At 66.2% G+C, this 22,312-nt stretch carries 24 protein-coding genes; 12 read left to right on the forward strand and 12 right to left on the reverse strand.

Features of this window, described 5'->3' with window-relative positions:
• Positions 1-71: 71 nt before the first annotated feature.
• The gene (locus Q0982_RS14705) at positions 72-446 is read right to left on the reverse strand and encodes a cyclophilin-like fold protein (protein ID WP_299396773.1); all 375 of its coding nucleotides are present in this window, start codon (positions 444-446) and stop codon (positions 72-74) included.
• A 121-nt stretch (positions 447-567) separates the two neighbouring features.
• Complete coding sequence (gene rpsD / locus Q0982_RS14710) at positions 568-1,182, reverse strand: 30S ribosomal protein S4 (RefSeq protein WP_299396775.1); 615 nt, start codon at positions 1,180-1,182, stop codon at positions 568-570.
• 251 nt (positions 1,183-1,433) lie between these two features.
• On the opposite strand from rpsD, the gene arfB reads away from it, so the two are divergent.
• A complete protein-coding gene (gene arfB, locus Q0982_RS14715; protein WP_299396776.1) occupies positions 1,434-1,853 on the forward strand; it encodes an alternative ribosome rescue aminoacyl-tRNA hydrolase ArfB in 420 nt (139 codons plus the stop codon).
• Between the two features lie 115 nt (positions 1,854-1,968).
• Positions 1,969-2,535 carry a histidine phosphatase family protein gene (locus Q0982_RS14720; protein ID WP_299396777.1) on the forward strand — a complete coding sequence of 189 codons (567 nt, stop codon included), beginning with the start codon at positions 1,969-1,971 and terminating at the stop codon, positions 2,533-2,535.
• Between the two features lie 35 nt (positions 2,536-2,570).
• Here the strand turns inward: Q0982_RS14720 and Q0982_RS14725 are convergent, their stop codons facing one another.
• A complete protein-coding gene (locus Q0982_RS14725; protein ID WP_299396778.1) occupies positions 2,571-3,311 on the reverse strand; it encodes a DUF4336 domain-containing protein in 741 nt (246 codons plus the stop codon).
• A gap of 64 nt (positions 3,312-3,375) precedes the next feature.
• A complete protein-coding gene (locus tag Q0982_RS14730) occupies positions 3,376-4,116 on the reverse strand; it encodes an SDR family oxidoreductase (protein WP_299396779.1) in 741 nt (246 codons plus the stop codon).
• Positions 4,117-4,290: 174 nt separating this feature from the next.
• On the opposite strand from Q0982_RS14730, the gene Q0982_RS14735 reads away from it, so the two are divergent.
• Positions 4,291-4,575 (forward strand): hypothetical protein, encoded by a 285-nt coding sequence (locus Q0982_RS14735; protein ID WP_299396780.1) that lies wholly within the window; start codon positions 4,291-4,293, stop codon positions 4,573-4,575.
• Here Q0982_RS14735 and Q0982_RS14740 read toward each other — a convergent pair.
• The 4 genes from Q0982_RS14740 to gcvA all read right to left on the reverse strand — a co-directional run bounded on the left by Q0982_RS14740 (position 4,572) and on the right by gcvA (position 8,779).
• Positions 4,572-5,336 carry an RNA methyltransferase gene (locus Q0982_RS14740; RefSeq protein WP_299396781.1) on the reverse strand — a complete coding sequence of 255 codons (765 nt, stop codon included), beginning with the start codon at positions 5,334-5,336 and terminating at the stop codon, positions 4,572-4,574. The genes Q0982_RS14735 and Q0982_RS14740 overlap by 4 nt on opposite strands.
• 7 nt (positions 5,337-5,343) lie before the next feature.
• Positions 5,344-6,042, reverse strand: coding sequence for a hypothetical protein (locus tag Q0982_RS14745; RefSeq protein WP_299396782.1), 699 nt, complete (start codon positions 6,040-6,042; stop codon positions 5,344-5,346).
• 56 nt (positions 6,043-6,098) lie between these two features.
• Positions 6,099-7,712 carry a citramalate synthase gene (gene cimA, locus Q0982_RS14750; protein WP_299396783.1) on the reverse strand — a complete coding sequence of 538 codons (1,614 nt, stop codon included), beginning with the start codon at positions 7,710-7,712 and terminating at the stop codon, positions 6,099-6,101.
• A 116-nt stretch (positions 7,713-7,828) separates the two neighbouring features.
• Complete coding sequence (gene gcvA / locus Q0982_RS14755; RefSeq protein WP_299396785.1) at positions 7,829-8,779, reverse strand: transcriptional regulator GcvA; 951 nt, start codon at positions 8,777-8,779, stop codon at positions 7,829-7,831.
• Positions 8,780-9,074: 295 nt separating this feature from the next.
• On the opposite strand from gcvA, the gene Q0982_RS14760 reads away from it, so the two are divergent.
• On the forward strand, positions 9,075-9,254 hold the full coding sequence (locus Q0982_RS14760) for a DUF1127 domain-containing protein (protein ID WP_299396786.1): 180 nt from the start codon (positions 9,075-9,077) through the stop codon (positions 9,252-9,254).
• A gap of 120 nt (positions 9,255-9,374) precedes the next feature.
• Here the strand turns inward: Q0982_RS14760 and Q0982_RS14765 are convergent, their stop codons facing one another.
• The gene (locus Q0982_RS14765; protein WP_299396787.1) at positions 9,375-9,962 is read right to left on the reverse strand and encodes a hypothetical protein; all 588 of its coding nucleotides are present in this window, start codon (positions 9,960-9,962) and stop codon (positions 9,375-9,377) included.
• 54 nt (positions 9,963-10,016) lie between these two features.
• Entirely contained in the window at positions 10,017-10,445 is a 429-nt protein-coding gene (locus Q0982_RS14770; RefSeq protein ID WP_299396788.1) for a universal stress protein, read from the reverse strand.
• 288 nt (positions 10,446-10,733) lie between these two features.
• On the opposite strand from Q0982_RS14770, the gene Q0982_RS14775 reads away from it, so the two are divergent.
• The 3 genes from Q0982_RS14775 to Q0982_RS14785 are packed head-to-tail and all read left to right on the forward strand — an operon-like array spanning position 10,734 to position 13,250.
• A complete protein-coding gene (locus tag Q0982_RS14775; protein ID WP_299396790.1) occupies positions 10,734-11,399 on the forward strand; it encodes a DUF1287 domain-containing protein in 666 nt (221 codons plus the stop codon).
• A 32-nt stretch (positions 11,400-11,431) separates the two neighbouring features.
• Positions 11,432-12,469, forward strand: coding sequence for a phosphotransferase family protein (locus Q0982_RS14780; protein WP_299396791.1), 1,038 nt, complete (start codon positions 11,432-11,434; stop codon positions 12,467-12,469).
• A 49-nt stretch (positions 12,470-12,518) separates the two neighbouring features.
• Positions 12,519-13,250 (forward strand): SIMPL domain-containing protein, encoded by a 732-nt coding sequence (locus Q0982_RS14785; RefSeq protein ID WP_299396793.1) that lies wholly within the window; start codon positions 12,519-12,521, stop codon positions 13,248-13,250.
• 172 nt (positions 13,251-13,422) lie between these two features.
• Here the strand turns inward: Q0982_RS14785 and Q0982_RS14790 are convergent, their stop codons facing one another.
• Positions 13,423-13,785, reverse strand: a complete 363-nt coding sequence (locus Q0982_RS14790; protein ID WP_299396795.1) for a GFA family protein — start codon at positions 13,783-13,785, stop codon at positions 13,423-13,425.
• Positions 13,786-13,981: 196 nt separating this feature from the next.
• Between Q0982_RS14790 and Q0982_RS14795 the strand changes: the two genes are divergently transcribed.
• The 4 genes from Q0982_RS14795 to Q0982_RS14810 all read left to right on the forward strand — a co-directional run bounded on the left by Q0982_RS14795 (position 13,982) and on the right by Q0982_RS14810 (position 19,127).
• Positions 13,982-15,385: a class II 3-deoxy-7-phosphoheptulonate synthase gene (locus Q0982_RS14795; protein WP_299396796.1), complete on the forward strand. Its 1,404-nt coding sequence runs from the start codon at positions 13,982-13,984 to the stop codon at positions 15,383-15,385.
• A 220-nt stretch (positions 15,386-15,605) separates the two neighbouring features.
• Positions 15,606-16,733 carry a nicotinate phosphoribosyltransferase gene (locus tag Q0982_RS14800; RefSeq protein ID WP_322097037.1) on the forward strand — a complete coding sequence of 376 codons (1,128 nt, stop codon included), beginning with the start codon at positions 15,606-15,608 and terminating at the stop codon, positions 16,731-16,733.
• Positions 16,734-16,834: 101 nt separating this feature from the next.
• The gene (locus Q0982_RS14805) at positions 16,835-17,275 is read left to right on the forward strand and encodes a SufE family protein (RefSeq protein ID WP_322097038.1); all 441 of its coding nucleotides are present in this window, start codon (positions 16,835-16,837) and stop codon (positions 17,273-17,275) included.
• Positions 17,276-17,387: 112 nt separating this feature from the next.
• Positions 17,388-19,127: an NAD+ synthase gene (locus Q0982_RS14810; protein WP_299396801.1), complete on the forward strand. Its 1,740-nt coding sequence runs from the start codon at positions 17,388-17,390 to the stop codon at positions 19,125-19,127.
• Between the two features lie 24 nt (positions 19,128-19,151).
• On the opposite strand, the gene Q0982_RS14815 is transcribed toward Q0982_RS14810, so the two are convergent.
• The gene (locus tag Q0982_RS14815; RefSeq protein ID WP_299396803.1) at positions 19,152-20,657 is read right to left on the reverse strand and encodes a methyl-accepting chemotaxis protein; all 1,506 of its coding nucleotides are present in this window, start codon (positions 20,655-20,657) and stop codon (positions 19,152-19,154) included.
• Between the two features lie 328 nt (positions 20,658-20,985).
• Between Q0982_RS14815 and gltX the strand changes: the two genes are divergently transcribed.
• Positions 20,986-22,308: a glutamate--tRNA ligase gene (gene gltX / locus Q0982_RS14820; protein WP_299396804.1), complete on the forward strand. Its 1,323-nt coding sequence runs from the start codon at positions 20,986-20,988 to the stop codon at positions 22,306-22,308.
• Positions 22,309-22,312 lie beyond the last annotated feature (4 nt).

Genomic DNA, 22,312 nt, shown 5'->3' on the forward strand with positions numbered 1-22,312 from the left:
GAACCGTCAACTAAGTGACCTAAGAAAAGGGGACGGCCGTGCGCTATCGCCGACCGCCCCTTCCTTGTCTCTCAGACAGCACGTTCCACAACGACAGCCTCGCCGTCGCGCACCTTGGCCATTGCCCGCACATCGTCCAGAGCATCGGCCCAGATGTTGGCCGGGGACGCCAGGCGGATCTCGTCACCCCGGGACACCGGCGTCGGGCCGAAGCCGATGGCGATAGCATCGCCGTCGGTCCAGAAAGCGATCTCCCCCGCCTGCACCACGGCCTTGGCCTCGGGCTCCCGCGGCACGCTGACCGGCGTGTCGAAGTAGACCTCCTCGCCCCAGGTCCGGGCCCGCGCATGGATCGGCAGAACCTCCAGGATCGCTGCCGCGGTTGGCGTGTCACGGGTTTCGATCGCGATCGTGACCGATCCGGCGCTTATGGTCAGCTGGGTCATAAGCTGTCCCCCTCATGAAAAAAGCCGCCCGGCAGCATGGCCGGGCGGCTCCGTTCTTGGCAACCCCCAGAGGTCTTGACGCGGGGGCTGCGTCTCCCAGAGTAAATGCTGTCAGACCGCGTTAACGCGAGTAGTACTCAATGACCAGATTGGGCTCCATGGAAACCGGATAGGGCACGTCGGCCAGCTTGGGCGCGCGCACAAAGGTTGCCTTCATCTGGTTGTGATCGACTTCGATGTAGTCCGGCAGGTCACGCTCCACCGACTCGACGCCCTCAAGCACCAGCGGCAGCTCGCGGCTCTTCGCCTTGACCTGCACCACGTCGCCGTCCTTGACCATGTAGGAGGGGATGTTGACGCGCTTGCCGTTGACCGTGATGTGGCCGTGGTTCACGAACTGGCGGGCGGCGAAGACCGTGGGCACGAACTTGGAGCGATAGACCACCGCGTCCAGACGGCGCTCCAGCAGGCCGATGAGGTTCTCACCGGTGTCGCCGCGGCGGCGCGAGGCCTCTTTGTAATAGCTGCGGAACTGCTTCTCGCCGATGTTGCCGTAGTAGCCCTTGAGCTTCTGCTTGGCGGCAAGCTGAATGCCGAAGTCGGTCGGCTTGCGGCGTCGCTGGCCGTGCTCGCCGGGGCCGTATTCGCGCTTGTTGACGGGGCTCTTGGGGCGGCCCCAGAGGTTGACCCCGAGGCGGCGATTGATCTTGTACTTCGACGCAAGGCGCTTGGACATGGCCCGGCGGCTCCTTTCTTTGCTTGGCGCCGTCCCGCTTTGGGGTCCGGCTGATATTGTCCCGGTAGTTTCAAGACCGACCGCAATGGCTTAGGAATGGTCCTGAACGGGGCTGAGGCCTCTGCCGGCCCGCATTCCCGGGAAGAAGCGCGGACTATACGAATCGCTGCGGAAATGTCAAACCTGCATAAATCCTATACAGATCAAGGACCTGACACCCGTCACCGAGCCCATTTCGGATATCCCGGGCCATGATCGCCATCACGCGGACCATCGCCCTCGACCCCGCCGAGATCGAGGAAAGCTTCCTGCGCGCCTCCGGCCCCGGCGGACAGAACGTCAACAAGGTGGAGACCGCGGTCCAGCTGCGCTTCGACCTCAGGCACTCCCCGTCCCTGCCGGCTGCCGTCCGCGCCCGGGCCGAGCGGCTGGCCGGCAAGCGGCTGACCAAGGAAGGGGTGCTGGTGATCACCGCCGCGCGCTTCCGCAGCCAGGAGCGCAACCGCGAGGACGCGCTGGCCCGGCTGGTCACGCTGCTGCAGAAAGCCGCAATCCCCCCGACCCCGCGCAAGGCGACCCGGCCGACGCTGGCGTCCAAGAAACGCCGCCTCGACACAAAGGCTCAGCGCGGGCGCCTGAAGCAGATGCGCCGCCGCCCGCCCGAGGACTAGCACGGTGCCGACTGACACGGCGCCAACTGACACGACGCCAACTGACCCTGCTCCCGGGGACTTGCCTTCGGCATCTCCGCGCCTAGGTGACAGGACAGCACCACCGGAGCCTGCCATGCGCGCGAAACTGCTCACTTTCTTCGTCGTCGCGACAGCCCTCTTGTCCGCAAAGCCCGGAGGGGCCAACCCGGTTCTGGAGCGCCTGGCCGAACCCGGCACCCACGCGATCCTGCGCCACGCGCTGGCCCCCGGCACCGGCGACCCGGCGAACTTCGCCCTTGGCGACTGCACGACGCAGCGGAATCTGGACGCCGTCGGGCGGGCACAGGCGCGCGCCATCGGCGCGGCGGTCCGCGACGCCGGCATCGCCGTCGACCACGTCCTCACCAGCCAGTGGTGCCGCACGGCGGAGACCGCCCGCCTGCTGGACCTCGGCCCGGTGACCGAGGCGCCGATGCTGAACTCCTTCTTCCGGGACCGCAGCACCGCCGATGCCCAGACGACCGCCACCGCTGCCGCCCTGGCAGAGTTGCCGCCCGAAGAAACAGCGGTGCTCGTCACCCATCAGGTGAATGTCACCGCCTTGACGGGTGTGTTCCCGCGCTCGGGCGAGATGGTTCTTCTGCGGGTCGGCGAAGACGGCGATGTCACCGTGCTCGACCGGGTTCTTCTGGCCGAGTAGCACGCGGTCAAGGTGCATACCCGTCCGTTGAGTCGTTAAGCGCCCGTGATCCAATCGAATGCGCGGCGGACTTCTTCCTTTGCGCCGCTCTGCAGGCAATGACCGTGCGCTATGATGAGACTGTCGAAATCCCAAGTAAGAACCGTTCCGATGCAGCGCCGCATCGCCGCCTTGTCCCGAAGGCTGAGCTTGATATCCAGGGGAACGCCGCCGCCCTCGCCCAGGATGCCTGCCACGCGTTTGACGCCGCGCCAAACCCACGATTCGCCGGCCGCTTCATGCTTCTGGATTAGGTCCGTGATGATGAGCGTCTTGGAAGGCTTGTGGAGAAACGTGACCTCATCCAGAACGGCATGGCCATCCATCACACAGTGATCGATCTCACTGCTCCAAGGGGCTTCAGTGTCGTTCGTCAGCAGCGCATCGACGGCGATATCGGGATGGCGCTTGCTGAACCCCGGCGAGGCCCAGACCCTGGCTGAAGGGTACAACGCCCGCCAAGGCATGATGCCAAGGCTATGGATCTTGTTGGGCGCCACGAGATGCTCGACCGGGCCCAGCCGCTCGACAGCGTGGCGACGTTCCGGCGTCGGCTGCACGGGAGAGTGAACCCACAGCCCGCCCGATTCCAGCCGGACGATCGTCATCCTTGTCGTGAACGGCAGCACGCCGTACATTCGGACATCGTCGCCATTCACGGTCCATATATTCGGTCCAAAAGGCTGCATGTTAGGCGTTGAATGGCCTGTGCATTCTTCCAAGGACAGTTCGGTCATGTCGCGAATTGATGGATTACCCTGGTAGCACTCGGAGGGCGATTCCGCCGAACGCAGATCTGCTCTAGCCGCGCCCGACAAAGGGCATCTTGGTGGCCATCACGGTGATGAACTGCACATTGGCCTCCAGGGGCAGTCCGGCCATGTGGACCACCGCGTCGGCCACGTGCCGCACGTCCATGGTGGGCTCCGGCTTCATGGAGCCGTCGGCCTGGGGCACGCCCGACGACATGGCTTCCGTCATGTGGGAAGCGGCATTGCCGATATCGATCTGGCCGCAGGCGATGTCGAAAGCGCGCCCGTCCAGAGAGATGCTGCGGGTCAGCCCGGTGATGGCGTGCTTCGACGAGGTGTAGGGCGCGGAGCCGGGCCGCGGCACATGGGCGGAGATGGAGCCGTTGTTGATGATCCGCCCGCCTTGGGGGGATTGACGGCGCATCAGGTTGAACGCGCCGTGGGCGCAGAGGAACATGCCGTTCAGGTTCACGTCGATGACCTTCTTCCAGCCGCTCCAGTCGAGGTCGCCGAAGTTCGTCGCCGGAATGTTGGTGCCGGCGTTGTTGAAGATGACGTCGAGGCGCCCGAGGTCCGCCTCGATCTTCTCGAACATCGCCGCCACGGCCTGCGGATCGGTGACGTCGCAGGGCAACACGGTCATGCCGCCGCCGCCCTCCGCATCGGTTTCCTTCAGCGCATCCTCGCGCCGTCCGCAGATCGCCACGCTGAAGCCCGCTTTGTGCAGCGCCAGGGCCGAGGCCCGGCCAATGCCCGAACTCGCACCGGTCACCAAAGCCGTTTTCGCCATTGCATCGTCCTCCGACCGTTTTCTTGTTTGGAATGCTCGTGTGACCGGTGGGGCCGGTCTGAGCGGCGGAAGTCTAATGTCTTACCCAGCGCGGACCTACGACAAATTCGCCCAGATTGCGGGGAACGCCCTACAATGAGCGGAAATTCAGGCTGAACCGAACAGGATCCTTTCATGCGCAAAGAGGAAGTCGAGATCTATTCCGACGCCAGCAACTTCGCAATCATGCGGCACCCGGGCCGGCATTTTCCGGGTAGCCTGATCCAGGGCGATTCTCTCTCGATCCTTACCGGCAATGCGGAACTGGCCTGCAGGCTTCTGCGCGATGGCAAAACAGCGGCGGCCTTGGAAGCTATCGAAGAGGTCCGCGAATCTCTCCAAGCCCGCTTAACGCACTACAAGGACGTGCTGAATGAGCACGAGATAAGCCTTCCCTTTGGCAAGACACCTCCGACCTAGCTATCACGTCCTTTCCGCAGCGCCGAGATGATGCCATGGAGGGTGTTCACCTCCGCCTCGGTGGGGGCGATGCGGTGGAAAAGGTTGCGCAGGTTGCGCACCATGTTGGGGCGCTTTTCCGGCGGGAAGAGGAAGCCGGTCTCGTCGAGCGCCGTTTCCAGCCGGGTGAAGAAGTTCACCAGCTCTTCCTTGCTGGCGGGCTGGCCGATCCCGCTTTCCAGTCGGCGCGGCTCGGTCTCGTCGGCCGCCATGAACCAGGCATGGCCCACCAGCAGCACGGCCTGGGCGAGGTTCAGCGAAGAGAAGGCCGGGTTCAGCGGCACCGTCAGGGCCGCGTCTGCCAGCGCAATGTCATCGTTGACGAGGCCGGAGCGTTCCGGCCCGAACAGCAGGCCGGTCTTCTGGCCGTCCGCCGCCGCCGCGCGCAACTCAGCGGCTGCCCGGGCCGGCGTGACCACCGGCTTCACCATGCCGCGCGGCCGTGCCGTAGTGGCATAGACACGCTGCAGGTCGGCAATGGCGGCCTCCGTCGTGTCGAAAAGCTGCACGCCGGCAATCACTGCGGAGGCGCCGGACGCCGCCGCCTCCGCCTTCTCGCTGGGCCAGCCATCGCGCGGGCGCACCAGGCGCAGCTCGGTGAGACCGCAGTTCAGCATGGCGCGGGCCACCATGCCGATGTTCTCGCCCAGTTGCGGGGCCACCAGGATGACGGCCGGCCCCTGGCCGGTCATCGGCGTGTGTGTGTGATCGGTGCCCGCCACGGCCCGCCTATTCGGTCAGGAGGGCGCGGGCCCGCAGCAGCGTATCGGAGAGGCTGGCGCCGGCCTCCAGCTCCGGGCGGAAGAACAACGCAAAGACCGCTTTGCCCAGCGGCGTCAGGCTTGGTCCGTTTGCCGGATCGGGATCGATGAGACCGGTCAGCTCCGGGCCCAGGGTGACGCCGCCCAGCGCCCAGACGGTCGCCAGGATGAAAGACGCCTCCCGCGCCCGCTCCGGCTCATCGTCGGCCAGGAGAACCACACCGCGACGGCCTGTGCCTTCCGTAAAGGAGAAAACGAAAGGGAGCGTGCCGATCTCGAAGCGCGCCAGCATGCCCTTCTCGAAGCCGGCCGCGAAAGCGACCTCCGCCAGATCCTGCCGCGGCCCGACCGCGATCACCAGATCGGCCTCCGCGGCTATGCTGTCCAGGCTGTCGCCGGCCTGCGGCGCCGCGCCGGTTTCGACGAGGGCGATGTCCAGTCCCGTCGGCTCTGAGAAAGCGGCGGCGACCTGACGCAGCGAGGCTGCGGAGGCTTCGGCGCTGTCGCTCAGAAGGGCGATCCCAAGCGGCCCGCTGTGGCGCCAGAAGCTGTCCGCCGGAAGGCCGAAATGCGTCCGCGTCTCGCTTTGCTCGATCAGCCTTGCGAAGGCGGCATGGACCGTTTCCGCATCCTCGGGGGCCGCCTGCGGCGCCTGCGCTGCTGCCACCCCAGCCCACAGTGCGAAGCAAAGGACGATGGCCGCTCGGAACACGCAGGCCGGCGTCACGGCGTCCCCTCCCCCGGCACCTGGGCGCCGTCCTGCAGCAGCTTCCAGGTAATGCCGTCATGCAGCGCATTGAAGGAGGCGTCGATGACGTTGGTCGACACCCCGATGGTGGTCCAGCGCCGCCCTTGGGAGTCCGCACTCTCGATCATGACCCTGGTTACCGCGCGGGTGCCGGCCTGGGGTGTGAGGATCCGCACCTTGTAGTCGACCAGGCGCATGTCCTCGAGCTGTGGATAGAGCGGCACGAGGGCCTTGCGCAGGGCCGTGTCCAGGGCGTTCACCGGCCCGTTGCCGTCGGCGACTTCCATCTTCGCCTTGCCGGCGACCTCAAGGGTCACGGTCGCCTCGGACTCGGTGACCAGTTCGCCGCGCGCGTTCCAGCGCCGGTCGTCCATGATGCGAAAGCGCGCCAGGGAGAAGTAGCTGGGCACCTCGCCCTGCGCGCGCCGGGCCAGAAGTTCGAAAGAGGCTTCGGCGCCGTCATAGGCAAAGCCCTCAAACTCGCGCGCCTTGACCTCGTCGACCAGCTTGTTCACGCCGGGATCCTTGGGGTCCAGCTCGATGCCGATCTCCGCGAGGCGCGCCAGGATGTTGGCGCGGCCGGCCTGGTCGGAAACCACGATGTGGCGGCGATTGCCCACCGTGGCGGGGTCGATATGTTCGTAGGTGCGCGGGTCCTTGGCGACGGCGGAGACATGCAGGCCGCCCTTGTGCGCGAAGGCCGCCTCGCCGACATAGGCGGCGTGGCGCTGGGGCTGGCGGTTGAGACGGTCGTCCAGCAGGCGCGAGACATGGGTGAGCTGACCCAGGGCATGCTCGTCCAGGCCGACGTCGTAGTCGGTCTTCAACATCAGGTTGGCGATCAGGCTGACAAGGTTGGCGTTGCCGCAGCGCTCGCCCAGGCCGTTGATGGTGCCCTGCACCTGCCGGGCGCCGGCATCGATCGCCGCCAGCGAGTTGGCGACCGCGTTCTCTGTGTCGTTGTGGCAGTGAATGCCGACGTGGCTGCCGGGGATCCGCTCGCAAACCGCGCCGACGATGCGGGCGACCTCGTCGGGCAGTGTGCCGCCGTTGGTGTCGCAGAGTACCACCCAACGCGCGCCGGCCTTGTGGGCGGCCTCCAGACACTCCAATGCGTAAGCGGGGTTGGCCTTGTAGCCGTCGAAGAAGTGCTCGGCATCGAACATCACCTCGTCCTTGCGGGTGAGTGCATGGGCCACCGAGTCCGCAATCATGGCGACGTTTTCCGAGCGCTCGATTTCAAGAGCGACGTCGACGTGGAAGTCCCAGGTCTTGCCGACCATGCAGACGGCCTCCGCCGAGGAGTTCAGCAGGCCGGCCAGCCCCGGATCGTTCTCGGCGCTGCGCCCCGGGCGGCGTGTCATGCCGAAGGCGACGAAGCGGCTGCGCTCCAGACCGGGCGATTCGGAGAAAAAGGCGTCATCCGTCGGGTTGGCGCCGGGCCAGCCGCCCTCGACGTAATCTACGCCCAGGCGGTCGAGCGCACGGGCAATGGCCAGCTTGTCCGAAACCGAGAAATCGACGCCCTGACTCTGCGCTCCATCGCGCAGGGTCGAGTCGAAGAGATAGACCCGCCTGTCATTAACCATAGTGATTATCCGCCCTTTGGAGGGCGCTATTCAGCACAGGCAGGCCCGCAGGTCAACTTGGCTGGGAAGGACGCCGAAGCCGTGCGGCTGGGGCGGCTGTGCGACATGGAGCGGTTTCAGGAGGGCTGGGCGACGCGATGGTCCTCTTCGGCGCCGCGCGCCAGGCTGCGGCCCTCCTCTTCCAGCCAGTCGCGGAAGGCGATGACCTTGGGCTTGCGGGCGGCGGCTTCCGTGCAGACGACGAAATAGGCCATCGACCCCTCGACCGCGCGGTCGAACAGGCGCACCAGCCGCCCGGCCCGCAGATCGTCCTCCGCCAGGGTGGCCCAGGTCAGCCCGACCCCCTGCCCGTGGATCGCCGCCTGGATCATCATGTAGCTGTTGGGAAAGGCGGGCCCCTGGGTCGGGTCGACACCCTCGACCCCCAGTATGCCCAGCCAGACCGACCAGGTGGCCATGGAGTTCACCTCCATACGCGCCGATTCCGTGTGCAGCAGGGTTTGGTGCTTCAGGTCCTTTGGCCGCCTCAGCGGCGGGCCCTTGGCCAGAAGCGCCGGGCTGCAGACGGCAAAGACCGTCTCGTGCATGATCGGTTTCGAGGCGAGCCCGGGGAAAGGGCCCTGGCCGAAGCGGATGGCCATGTCGATCGTCGCCGCCTCGGCCACCAGATCGATGCGGTTGCCGGTCGGCCGGATGCGCACGTCGATCTCCGGATGGATGTCGTGGAAACGCCCGAGTCGCGGGATCAGCCACTTGACCGCGAGAGACGGGCTGGCAGTGACTGTCAGGATGCCGCTCTCCTCCGGGCGCTGCAGCTCGGCCACCTTGTCGAACAGCCGGCGAAAAACGGTCTGCGCCGTCTCCGCAAGGTCCTCGCCCTTGTCGGTCAGGGTGAGGCCCCGCGCACCGCGATGAAAGAGTTCAAACCCCAGGTTCGCTTCCAACTGCTTGATCTGCTGGCTAACCGCGCCCTGGGTTACGTGCAGTTCAGCGGCGGCCTTGGTGAAACTGAGGTGACGGGCTGCGACCTCGAAGGTGCGCAAGGCAGCCAGCGGGGGCGATGGCATCGGCGTCTCCGGGCAGGTCTCCGGGCAGATCAGGCATTAGACCAGCTTATCAGGTCCATTACGAATCATCGTTTGTGGGATTCTCGAATCTGACCGATATTTCTGGTCAGAACAGTTGGGATCTGTCAACCCGGACACCGTCCCCAGACCATCAGGTGATCTAATGACCAGCTCTTCAAACGGGGCCTCTTCAGGGGTCCACGCAACCCTTCCCTACCGCCAACTCTCAGGCCCATCTTCCGGCCGTTACGCCGATCTCGGCCGGCCAGAGATTCGGTGGCGCCGGGACCGTGCAGTGGTCGCCAATCTGCTGCTGGACGGCTTCTTCGCACTGGCCCGCCCGCTGCTCGCCTGGCAGAGGCGCCTTGAAGAGAAGGACCGGCTCAATGACATGCCGGACTACCTCTTGAGAGACCTCGGACTGACCCGCAACGACCTTGGTGACATCTCGGCATCAGCCGAGCATCGCTCCTAACGCTCCGGCGTTTGTTCCCTGCACACACCGTTAACCCTGCAACTTGCGGCGGCGGGCCGCCCCCCGAGCAAAGGGCCCGCCGCCCTTCTTTTTGCCCCGTAAAGCTTTGCCCGTAACAACTCAATCCTCATTGTCGAAAGGCGAGACCTCTGCGGGGTCGCGCAGGCGCGCGATCTCGGCGGCCACACGCGGCGCATCGGCAATGCCGTAAAACGCCTCGATCTGGTAGCTGCCGCCGGCACTGCGTTTCCACCACGGCAGTTTCCGTTCGATGAAGACCACCGCACCTTCGCCGGAGGCATCGGCCAGGGCGCGAGGCTCGTCCAGTTCCGCCGGCAGAAAGATGCGCCTGCTGCGAAGGGGCCACAGCGAGAGGATCATCACCCTGCGGCTGGTCACCGCATAGACCATGCGGCCGGCGGAAGCCTTCGCGATCTGCGGAGCCACCACCAGCGCCAGGCAATAGAGCCCGGCCGCCACCAGAAAGGCGAACATCAGGGCATTCTCCGCTGAGGCCCGAAAGTCCGGAACATAGCCGTACCAGTGCAGGCCGGCGATCACCGCCAGCCCCAGGGCGCCGCGGATCACCTGCGGCAGCTTGGTCCGCGCCAGCGCCTCCGGCCGGGGGCGGTCCGCCCAGACCAGCGTCTCGCCCGGTTCGAGCTCCTGTCGGGCCACCGACAACGGATCGTCTGCTTGCGAAGCCAAATCGCGCTCCCCCTCCGGCCGCATTGTCTTAAGAGGCGGCCTTGGCTTGCCGCTTCAGGAATGCGCGACCAGAACCGGCACCTTGGCAAGGTGCAGGATCTTGCGGGAGACGGACCCCAGCAGCAGTTCGGCATACTCGCCCAGCCCGCGGCTGCCGACGACGATGAGATCGGCATCGATCCGGCCCGCCTCGTCCAGGATCTCGTCCGCCGGATCGCCAAACCCCACGCGCTGCTCCACCGTCACGCCCTCCGGCACTTCGGCCAGGATCCGGGCGGAGGCGAGAATTCGCTCGAAGACTTCCGAGCGGCTCAAGTCTTCCGACTTCGCGAGATCGACCAACGGTCCCTTCAGAGGGCGGTGCCCGTCGACCGCCAGCAGGACCAGCTTCGCCCCATAGGTTTTTGCAATGTCGCCGCCACAGCGCACTGCCTTGCCGGCGTGGCCCGAACCGTCAACGGCCACGAGAATGGTCTTGAACATCGATCTGCCTCCCTAACCTCTTTGCCACCACGCTTCTTGCCCGTTACCCCGCCTCGCGGGCCCGACGTCGCCCCCGCGCAGCGAGCCGCAGCTTAGCGCCCCCGGCGGCCCCGCTCCAGCCGGCAAAAGGCGGCGCAGACCGGCAAAGCGGACGGTAGGCGCCACAAAAAAGCCGCAAGCCCGATTGAACCTGCCCGCAGCCGCAGCCGACCAACGCAAAGACCGCAAGAGGGACGACCGATGACCAAAGCCGCATCGCGGAGCCGCCACTGGGGGACTTTCCGGCCTATGATCGTCCTTGCGCGCGGTGTTGCCGGCCTGGTTGTCCTGGCTCTGGCCGCAAGCGTTGCCGTATCGATCGACGCCGAAGCATCGCCCGCCGGGCAGCCGGCCGGAAACCTGGCCGAGCGGCTGAACGCGGCTGCCCTCGCCCGGACCGAGGCACGCGTCACCTACGACCCCGCCTACCGCCGGATCGCCTATCCCGGCGGCGACGTGGCGGCAGACCGCGGTGTCTGCTCGGATGTCGTGATCCGGGCCTACCGCACTCTGGGGATCGATCTTCAGGAACTGGTGCACGAGGACATGCGCGCGGCCTTCGATGCCTACCCCAACCATTGGGGCCTGACACGGCCCGACAGCAACATCGACCACCGCCGGGTACCCAACCTGGAAACCTTCCTGCGCCGCCAGGGCGCGGAGATGCCGGCCAGCGACGATCCCAAGGACTATCGCGCCGGCGACGTGGTGGCATGGAACCTGCGCGGCCCAGGTGGCTTCCTGCCGCACATCGGTATCGTCACCGACCGCATTGCCCCCAGTGGGCGGCCGATGATCGTACACAACATTGGCGCGGGGCCGCAGCTGGAAGACGTGCTATTTCATTGGCCCATCACCGGGCGCTACCGCTATCTGCCGGAAGCGGCTGCGGCAACGGCCGCGGCGAGAGAATGAGCGGCGGCCCAGCCATGCCCGAGAAGCCAGCGATGCGTGAGAACCAGGCCATGCGCGAAGACTGGGAACGCCAGGAAGATCTGATCGATCTCAGCAAAGCCGAGGTTGCCGCCCTGCTGCATCAGGCCTTCCCGGGAATCGCCATTGAATCGATCGCTGCCGCCAAGGGCGGCAAGGCCAACACAAACATCAAGGTTGTGCTGGCGCCACCGTTTGGGCCGGTTCTCTTGCGCCTCTTTGTGCGCGATCCGGCTGCCGGACCTAAGGAGGTGGCGATCCTTCAGCGCCTCGCCGGCCAGGTGCCGGTCCCAAAGGTGCATGGCTTTGCCCCGGACAATGCGGTGACAGGTCACCCCTACGCGGTCCTGGGCTGGGTGGAAGGGCGGCGCATGGACCTTGCTCTGAGCGCCGCGCGAAGCCAGTTGGAGCGACGCCAGATGGCCGCCGCCGTGGGCGAGGTGTTGGCCCGGATCGGCAGTCTCACGTTCCCTGAGGCCGGATTTCTCTCTGAAGACCTCACGGTATCCCAAAGCATCGCAACAGGCGCCGCGGGGTTCCGCTCCTTTGTCGCCGAAACCGCGGGCAGGCCGCGTGTGGCACAACGGCTCGACCCGGCTCTGCGTAAAGACCTGCTGCATTTCGTGGAAGACGCCGCCGCGGTCCTCGACGGACCGCCCGAGCCCGCCCGCCTCACCCACTGCGACTATGATCCCAGCAACATCCTGCTGGAACGCGAAGACGCGGGCTGGCGCGTCGCCGCCGTGCTGGACTGGGAGTTCGCGGTGGCGGCAACTCCGCTTCTGGACCTCGGGCATATGCTGCGCGCGCCCCAGGGGCAGGACCCACTCTTCGTGACCGCGCTTGGCCAGGGATTCAGGGCGGGCGGCGGGATCCTGCCGGAGCGCTGGGTGGCGGCGGCAAAGCTGCTGGACCTTCTCGCCTGGCTCGACTTCCTAGACCGGCCCGGTGAACGCCCGCGCCTCTTTGCCGATGCCCAGGGCGTGATCCGCACGACCATCGACACATGGCCGGCGCTACTGGCCCAAACAGACCCCTCTTCCCAGCGGTGACTCCCGGCGCAGTCGGCTCACCCGCAACGCAGCGAGCAAGGTCTTTTCTATGCCCAATTCAGTCTTCGGTTTCGCAGCCGCCCTCGTTCTGGCCATCGGGGTCGCGCTTGCCGGCTGGTTCGTCGGCGACGGTTTCTTTCAGGGCCGCAAGGCGGACCGCTACGTCACGGTGAAGGGCGTGGCGGAGCAGGAGGTGAAAGCCGACCTCGCGGTCTGGGCGCTGCGCTTCGTCGCCACCGGAAACGACCTCACTGAGGTGCAGCGGAAGATCGCCGCGGATGCGGTCCTGGCCCGTGACTTCTTGCTCGCCAGCGGCTTCGCAGAGACCGAGGTCGAGAACAGCGACCTGCAGGTCACCGACCGGCTCGCCCAGGAGTACCAGCCGGGACAGGTGGACAGCCGCTTCATCATCGCCCAGACCCTGACGCTGCGCAGCGCCGACGTGGACGCCGTGGCTGCCACTCTGGCGCGCCTCAGCGAGCTGGTGTCGGCCGGCCTGGTGCTCTCGAACGAGAACCAGTGGAACAGCGGCCCGACCTACATCTTTTCCAGGCTGAACGATCTGAAACCGGCGATGATCGCCGAAGCGACGGAGAACGCGCGGGCCGGGGCCGAGCAGTTCGCGGCCGATTCCGGCAGCGGCGTCGGCACGATCCGGCGCGCCAGCCAGGGGGTCTTCCAGATCCTGCCCCGCGACCGCTTCCCCAACGCCCGGGAGGCAAAGCAGGTCCACAAAAGGGTCCGTGTGGTCTCCACCATCGAGTTCATGCTGCAGGATTGACGCACTTGGACACAGACAGCGGTCCAAGCGGTGTCGCATGCTTCGAGACGGGCCTCTCGGCCCTCCTCAGCATGAGGTCCCACTCTGCAGAAACGCACACCTCATCCTGAGGTGCGGAGCGAAGCGCAGCCTCGAAGGATGGCCCTGAGTCCGTCCCACCGGTTCCCCGGCTTCAGTCCAGCCAGGTCCAGGTCTCGGCGCCGTCGAAATGGCGGATGCGCAGGCCGGCGATCTCCGCCGGCTCGGCCAGGGCGCAGTTCACCGCCATACGCGCCGCCGGGCTGGGGTCCAGGTTCTCCCAGTGGGTCGTGCAGCCGCAGGTCCGGCAACTGTGAAACGCCAGGGTCTTATCGCCCCAGATGTAGCGGATGGTCGCCCCGGCCTCGAACGTCAGGGTAATCTGCTGCGTCTCCGCATAGGCCCAGAGCGTGCCGGCACGCCGGCAATAGGAGCAGTTGCAGCGGTTCAGCCACTGCGGCCGGCCGGGATATTCGAAGCGTACGGCGCCGCAATGACAGCTTCCGCGGATCATCATGTCCTCCTGTCAGCCCGGGCTGTCGACCCGGGTTAACCCTGTTCGGTGGAGCGGCGGATTCGAGCGGTCCGGCGCGACTCCAAGGTTAACCGGGTTTTTTGTCGGCCCGAAAGGCCGCTTTTCCTGTGGAAAAACCGGGTCAAGGCGCGTAAAACCGGCGGTCCGAATTGATTAAGGAAGCAGAAAGGGGCCCCCCATGGCCACGACCTGGTCGCCCGAGTCCTGGCGCAGCAAACCGATCCGCCAGGTGCCCGACTACGCCGACAAGGCCGCGCTGGAGCGCGTCGAAGAGCAGCTCGCAGGCTACCCGCCCCTGGTTTTTGCAGGGGAAGCGCGGCGCCTGCGCCAACAACTCGGCGATGTCGCCGAAGGCCGGGGATTTCTGCTTCAGGGGGGCGACTGCGCCGAGAGCTTCGCCGAGTTCCACCCCAACAACATCCGCGACACCTTCCGGGTGATGCTGCAGATGGCGGTGGCGATGACCTTCGGCGCCGCCTGCCCGATCGTGAAAGTGGGCCGCCTCGCCGGCCAGTTCGCCAAGCCCCGTTCCGCCCCGACGGAGGTGCAGGGTGAGGTCGAGCTGCCGAGCTATCGCGGCGACATCATCAACGGCATCGACTTCGAGGCCGACGCACGCCAGCCGGACCCGGAGCGCCTGCTGCGCGCTTACAACCAGGCCGCAGCCACCCTCAATCTGCTGCGCGCCTTCGCCCAGGGCGGCTTTGCCGACCTGCACAAGGTGCATCAGTGGAACCTGGAGTTCGTCTCCGACAGCGCCCAGGCGCAGCGCTACGAGGAGCTGGCCGAGCGCATTGACGAGGCCCTGGCCTTCATGCGCGCCTGCGGCATCGCCCCGGAGACCGTGCCGAAGCTGAAGGAGACCGACTTCTACACCAGTCACGAGGCCCTGCTGCTGTGGTATGAGCAGGCGTTGACCCGCGTCGACAGCCTGACCGGCCAATGGTACGACTGCTCGGCCCACATGGTCTGGATCGGCGACCGCACGCGCAACCCGGACGAAGCCCATGTCGAGTTCATGCGGGGCATCCAGAACCCCATCGGCATGAAGTGCGGGCCGACGTCGGATCCCGATGAGTTGCTGCGGGTCATCGACATCCTGAACCCGGACAACGAGCCCGGGCGCCTGACGCTGATCGCACGCATGGGGCACGACAAGGTCGCCGACCATCTGCCGGCGCTGATCCGCGCGGTACAGCGCGAAGGCCGCAAAGTCGTCTGGTCCTGCGATCCCATGCACGGCAATACCATCAAGTCGTCCAGCGGCTTCAAGACACGGCCTTTCGACCGCATTCTGGAGGAGGTGAAGAACTTCTTCGCCGTCCACCGGGCGGAAGGCAGCTATGCCGGCGGCGTGCACTTCGAGATGACCGGACAGGACGTGACCGAGTGCATCGGCGGCGCCCAGGCCATCAGCGACGACCGCCTCGGCGACCGCTACCACACCCACTGCGACCCCCGGCTGAATGCCAACCAGTCGCTGGAGCTGGCCTTCCTGATTTCCGAAGCGCTGAAGGATGAGCGGATCGCCCGCCAGAACGGCAACGGCCGCAGCGGCGGCAAGGTGGCAGCGGCCTTCTAGGCCGCCGCCCGCCAGCCCGTTCGGCGAACGCCGCGCCGTATGCATGGCTGCCATCGCCCGACGAGGCTGGCGTCCTGTAGCCGCTTCGCGCTAGATTCTCCCGGTCTTGAGCCTGTCTCCTGCCTTTACCCCTTGAGACAGCGGCTTGAAGGAGCGAGCGATGCCAGAGGGTCCCAGCCGCAAATCCCCTGAGGGCGAAGGCCCGCGCGCGACCACGAGGATGGACCGTTGGCCGACGGAAGAGGCCGACATCGCCGCCTGGACGGATGTCTACTTCAAGAAAACGCGCAAGGCGGTGGAACGCTTCGGCGATGCCGAGGCGACCTACGCCGTCTTCATGCGCCGCCCCGTTATCTCGGCGCCGCGCCTGGCGATCGAATGGCTGCGGCAGATTGCCGTCAACAGAGACACCAGCTTCGAGATCGATCTGCGCTACGCCGAAGGCAAGTGGGTCGGTGCCGGCGAGCCCCTGCTCTACGTAACGGGCCGCCTGTCGCATCTGGCTGACCTGGAAACCCTGTTGCTGCAGAAGCTGGGGCCCACCTGCCTTGCCGCCTACAACGCCTACAGCATGTGCGCCGAACTGCCGAAGACCGCCTTTCTGGCCATGGACGCCCGGCACTGCGCCGGTGCGGAGATGGCCGAAGCCATGGCCTATGCCGCCTCGGTAGGCTCGGACCGCGCCAGACGCAAGGTGGCCGCCGTCGGCTTTATCGGCAATGCCACCGACGCCACCGCCCACTACTTCGGGCGCGACGGCGGGCTGGGCACCATGCCGCATGCCTTCATCGGCTACGCCGGCAGCACCCTGCGCGCCGCCGAGATGTTCGACGAGACCTTTCCGGACGAGCCGATGACGGTGCTGGTCGACTACTTCGCGCGGGAGGTGACCGATGCCCTCACCTGCTGCCGCCGCTTCCCCAAGCGCGCCGCCGCCGGCAACCTGGCCGTGCGCATCGACACCCCGGGCGGGCGGTTCATCGAGGGGCTCGATCCGCCGGAATCTTACGCGGTCGTAGAGCGCAACGCCCCCGGGGCCCTGCGCGGCTATCGCACCGATGACGAACTGCGCTACCTCGTGGGCCCAGGCGTCTCCGCCGCGGCCATCTGGCGCATGCGCGAATGCCTTGACGCCGAAGGCTTCGACAAGGTGAAGATCGTCGCCTCCTCCGGCTTCAGCCCGGCCAAGTGCCGCCTGATGGCCGAGGCGAAGGCACCCGTCGATGTGGTCGGCACCGGCTCCTACCTGCCGGACCGCTGGTCGGAGACCTATGCGACAGCGGACATCGTCGAGTACGACGGCGTCCCGCGAGTCAAGGTCGGCCGCGAGTTCCTGTTGCGAAAGTAAGGCCCATCGCCGATAACCGCGGATGTGCCGGGGCCTCGGGGGGCCCGTGCCGGACCGCGCTGAGGGCGACCGAACTGAGTGGGATGTCCAAATTGGGTGATGTGAAGAGCGATCCGCGTGTTGAAGAGATGATCGAGAACTTTTCCTTCCTGGACGACTGGGAGGACCGGTTCCGCTATCTCATCGATCTCGGCCGCAAGCTGCCCCCCATGGAAGAAGCGCTGAAGACCGAGGACTCCAAGGTACGCGGCTGCACCAGCCAGGTCTGGATCATCGACGAACTGCAGCCGGGGACACCGCCGACCCTGCACTTCAAGGCCGACAGCGATGCCCATATCGTCAAGGGCCTGATCGCCGTCCTGCTGTCGATCTACGACGGACGCAGCCCGGAGGAGATCCTGGCGGTCGACATCAAGGACACCATCGGCAAGCTCGGCTTCGAGCAGCATTTGAGCCCGAACCGGGCCAACGGCCTGTTTTCCATGGTCGAGCGCATTCGCCACCTTGCCCGCCAGGAGGCGGCGCGCTGCGCTCCGGCCTAGGGCGGATCTGCACCGCTAAGCCCCGATCCGCCCCGATCCGCCCTGGGCCCATGAACCGATGACTGCCTCGGGCGGGCTTGCCGCCTCCCGGGCAGGAGAGTAAGTAAAATCTATGGCAGACCGGCTGAAGATCGCACTCGCGCAGACCAACCCCACCATGGGCGATATCCCGGGCAACCTGGCGCGCCTGCGCGCTGCCCGAATGGAAGCCGCCGCCAAGGGCGCCGACCTTGTGGTGGCCTCGGAGATGGTGATCACCGGCTATCCCACCGAAGATCTGGTTCTGAAGCCCATGTTCCTGGACGCCGCCCAGGCGGCCATCGAGGAACTGGCCAAGGACACCGCCGACGGCGGCCCCGGCATGATCGTCGGCGGACCCTCGCGCAGCGACCCCAAGGCCACGCCGCCGCTGTTCGGGAAGGTGTTGAACTCCGCCTACGTTCTCGACGGCGGCAAGGTGCTGACCCTGCGGTCCAAATACGACCTGCCGAACTACGGCGTCTTCGACGACAAGCGGGTCTTCGGCGCCGGTCCGCTGCCGGGGCCGGTGAACTACCGCGGCGTGCGCCTGGGCGTGATGATCTGCGAGGACATGTGGACCTCCGAGGTCAGCGAGTGCCTGGAGGAGTCAGGTGCCGAGATCCTTATCGTCATCAACGGCTCGCCCTATGAGTTGGAAAAGACCGAGGAGCGTATCCAACTCGCCGTGCAGCGGGTGACGGAGACCGGCCTGCCGATCATCTACGTGAACCAGGTTGGCGGTCAGGACGAGCTGGTTTTCGACGGGGCCTCTTTCGCGCTCAACAGCGACAACAGCCTGCCGATCCATCTGCCCGCCTTCGTCGAAGCGGTGGAAGTCAGCCAGTGGGAGCGCGGCGACGGCGGCTGGCGCTGCGCCAACGGGCTGCGCGAGGCACCGGACAGCGGCCTGGAAGGCAACGGCCTGGGGGGCCGCGCGGATGCCGGCATGGAGCCGATTTACCGCACGCTGATGCTGGGGCTGCGCGACTACGTAAACAAGAACCGCTTTCCCGGCGTCATCCTGGGGCTCTCGGGTGGCATCGATTCAGCCCTTTCGGCTGCGATCGCCGTGGATGCGCTGGGGCCCGAGCGGGTGCACTGCGTGATGATGCCCTCCCCCTACACCAGCCGCGAAAGCCTGGAAGACGCCGACGAGGCAGCAGGGCTGCTGGGCGTGAAGCTGGACCAGGTGTCCATCGAGCCTGCCATGCAGGCCTTCGGCGGAATGCTGGAGCCGATCCTCAACGGCTACGCTTCGGAATCCAACTCCGGCGATACGACGGAGGAGAACATCCAGGCGCGCTCGCGCGGGCTGACGCTGATGGCGATCTCCAACAAGCTCGGCTACATGGTGCTCTCGACCGGCAACAAGTCCGAGGTCTCGGTCGGCTACGCCACCCTCTACGGCGACATGGTCGGGGGCTACAACGTCCTGAAAGACGTTTACAAGACGCTGGTCTTCGCCTTGGCGCGCTGGCGCAACCAGGTGCTGCCGCCCGATGCCATGGGCCCCGCCGGCCGCGTGGTGCCGGAACGCATCATCACCAAGCCGCCCTCCGCCGAACTGAAGCCGGACCAGAAGGACGAGGACAGCCTGCCGCCCTACGACGTGCTGGACGACATCCTGAAGGCGCTGATCGAGGACGAGGAGAACATCGCCGGCATCGTCGCACGCGGCCACGACCGCGATACCGTGAACCGCGTCTGGCGGATGCTGGAGCTGGCGGAGTACAAGCGCCGTCAGGCCTGCCCGGGGGTTAAGATCACCCGCCGAGCCTTCGGCCGCGACCGCCGCTATCCCATCACCAACGCCTTCAAGGGGCCTGCCTGAGCAAGCCCCTTTCCAACGCGGCGTTCAGAGTTTCCGGACTTCGCCCAGGAAGGCGCCGACGCGCTGCTTCAGGTCGTCGGCCTGCTTGCCGAGTTCCTCGGCAGCCGAAAGAACCTGATCTGCCGCGCTTCCTGTCTGGGCGGAGGCGCTGGAAACCCCACTGATGTTCCCGGTGACGTCTTGCGTGGCTGCCTGCTGTTCCTCGACAGCAGCCGAGATAGCCGTCGTCACCTCGTTGATCTCCCCGATGACGTCGCTGATCACCGCAATTGCGCCCACCGCACCGTCGGTCGACGTTTGGATCTGCGAGACCTGGGACCCGATCTCCTCGGTCGCCTTGGCGGTCTGATTGGCCAGCGCCTTCACCTCGTTGGCCACCACGGCGAAGCCCTTGCCGGCCTCCCCGGCGCGGGCAGCTTCGATGGTGGCGTTCAGCGCCAGCAGGTTGGTCTGCTCTGCGATGTCCTGAATCAGGCTGACCACGGCGCCGATCTTCTGCGCGCCTTCGGAAAGGCCGTTGACGAGATCGGTCGAGCGCTTGGCCTCGCCGACCGCCTTGCCGGCGATGGACGTACACTGGCTGATCTGCCGCGCGATTTCCTGTGCCGAGGCGGTCAGCTCTTCGGCAGCGGTTGCAACAGAGCTTGCCTGGCTGTTGGTTTCCTCCGCCGTCGTGGAGAGCCCCCTGGCGCTGCTTTGCATCTGGGTGGCCGCCGTAGACACGGTCTCGACCACAGCCCCGACCCCGTTCTCGAAGTCGTCAGCCAGACGTTCGCGCCCGGTCGCCACCGACCAGGTCACCATGGGCCCGATGTAGCCGCCTGCGTCGTCGAAAACCGCCGAGACCCGCAGATCGAGGATGTCCTGCCCCAGCTTGATCTTGGCGTTGTGTGGCAGGTTCGCTGGATCGGAAAGCAGCGTCCTGGGGCGTTCCGGGGCCTTGTGAAAGATGTCCATGGAAGATCCAACCACCTGTTCCACCGGCACCGGCAAGGCGTCCTGCAGGGGCCGCAAAGTCTCCAGGCTGGTCTTGTTCATGTAAGTGATCTTGAGGCTGCCGCTTTCAGCCATCATCACGTTGATCGGCAGTTGGTCCAGCATGGTGAACAGCCGGTCGACATCCTGCTGCTTGCGCACCTCCGCCGTCACAACCTTCCAGGTCAGCATCGGCCCGATGTACCTGCCGCCGCGTCCCATCAGCGCCATGACCTGGAGGTCGAGGTACTCACCCCCCACTTCGATACGGGCTTCCAATGGTAGATTGGCGGGATCGGAGAGGAGGCTGCGCTGCCGCTCCGGCTCCTTGTGGAAGATGTCGATGTTCTGGCCGACGATGGCGTCAGCGGAGACAGGCAGCACATGCTCGATCGAGCGCAGAGCCTCGAGAGACGCCTGGTTCGCATAGTTGATGGTGAAATCCGAAAGATCGAGCGTCATCACCGCAACCGGCGTGCATTCGACCATCTGCAACAAGCTCTGTCGGTCAAGAGCTGTACCCTGGCGATCCCTGGACTTAAGTGCTGCCAGCATGTCTTGTTTCCTTATTCTAATCAGTTACACTATGCCCAGTTGCTTAGATTTACTTTACGCACTCCAGAATTGCATTAATGCGCAGGAGGTGATTAAAGAAACGTCAAATAAATTCAACAGTTTGTCTTTGTGATACCCGGGCCTTTTCTGAAGATCACTTGGACCGTGGCGACGGCAGGATCTCCTGCCGCGGGGCTCACGGTTCCGGTCTTCGGCAGCGCATCCCGGAGGTCTTTGCCTTCTCCGCATTCACCCTTTGTTTCGCCAGCGCCGGGTGATAACAAGACGCCTGAACACCCCGTCTCCGGAACCGTCAGACCGTCGCCCCATGAAACTGCGCTTTGCCCCCAGCCCGACGGGGCTGATCCATGTCGGCAACCTGCGGCAGGCCCTGGTGAACTGGCTTTACGCCCGCACCCAGGGCGGCAGGTTCCTGCTGCGGATCGACGATACGGACAGCGAGCGCTCGACCCGGGAATTCGCCGCGGCCATCGAGGAAGACCTGCGCTGGCTGGGACTGGTCTGGGACGAAAAGGCCGTGCAGTCCGAACGTCTGGACCGCTACGCCGCAGCGGCCGAGCGGCTGAAGGAAAGCGGGCGCCTCTACGCCTGCTACGAAACGGCCGAGGAACTGGGCCTGAAGCGCAAGGTGGCGCTTTCCGCCGGCCGGCCGCCAATCTACGACCGCGCCGCCCTGGCCCTGAGCGAGGCCGACAAGGCCGCGCTGGAGGCCGAAGGGCGGCGGCCCCACTGGCGCTTCAGGCTGGAGCACCGCGCCATCGCCTGGGAGGACCTGATCCGCGGGTCCGTCGCCTTCGAGGGCGCCAATCTCGGCGACCCGGTGCTGATCCGTGAGGACGGGCGGCCGCTCTACACGCTGACCTCCGTCGTCGACGACATCGAACTGGAGGTGACCCACATCCTGCGCGGCGAGGACCACGTGGCCAATACGGCGGCGCAGGTGCAGCTCTTCGAGGCGCTGGGCGGTGCCGTTCCGGTCTTCGGCCACCTCTCCCTCATTGCCGGCGCCGGCGGCGAGACCCTCTCCAAGCGGCTGGGTACGCTCTCTGTCGCCGCCCTGCGCGACCAGGGTCTGGAGGCCATGACCCTCACCTGCTACCTCGCGCGCCTCGGCACGCCGGACCCCGTCGAAGCTGTGCAGAGCCTGGACGACCTGGTGGCCGGTTTCGATCTCTCGCGCTTTGGCCGCGCCACCCCGAAGTTCGATCCCAAGGACCTGGAACACCTGAATGCCCGCATCCTTCACGGCATGGCTTTCGAGACGGCGGCGCCGCGCCTGCCGGAGGGCTTCGACGCCGCGCTCTGGGAAGCAGTGCGCCCCAACCTGACCAAACTCTCCGAGGCGCGCGTCTGGCAGATCATCTGCCGCGGCCCGGTGGTGCCGGTGATCACGGACGCCGCCTTCACCAAACAGGCCGCCGAACTGCTGCCGCAGGAGCCCTGGGACGAGACAACCTGGCAGGCCTGGACCGGCGCGGTGAAGGCCGCCACCGGCGCCAAGGGCAAAGCCCTCTTCCTGCCGCTGCGCCAGGCGCTCACCGGCCTCGACCACGGCCCGGAGCTGAAGGCCTTGCTGCCGCTGATCGGGCGCGACCGGGCTGCCGCCCGGCTGGGCGGGAAAACGGCGTAAGCCC

The organism is Pelagibius sp. (genome assembly GCF_028281305.1).
In the GTDB taxonomy this organism is placed as follows: domain Bacteria; phylum Pseudomonadota; class Alphaproteobacteria; order Kiloniellales; family Kiloniellaceae; genus Pelagibius.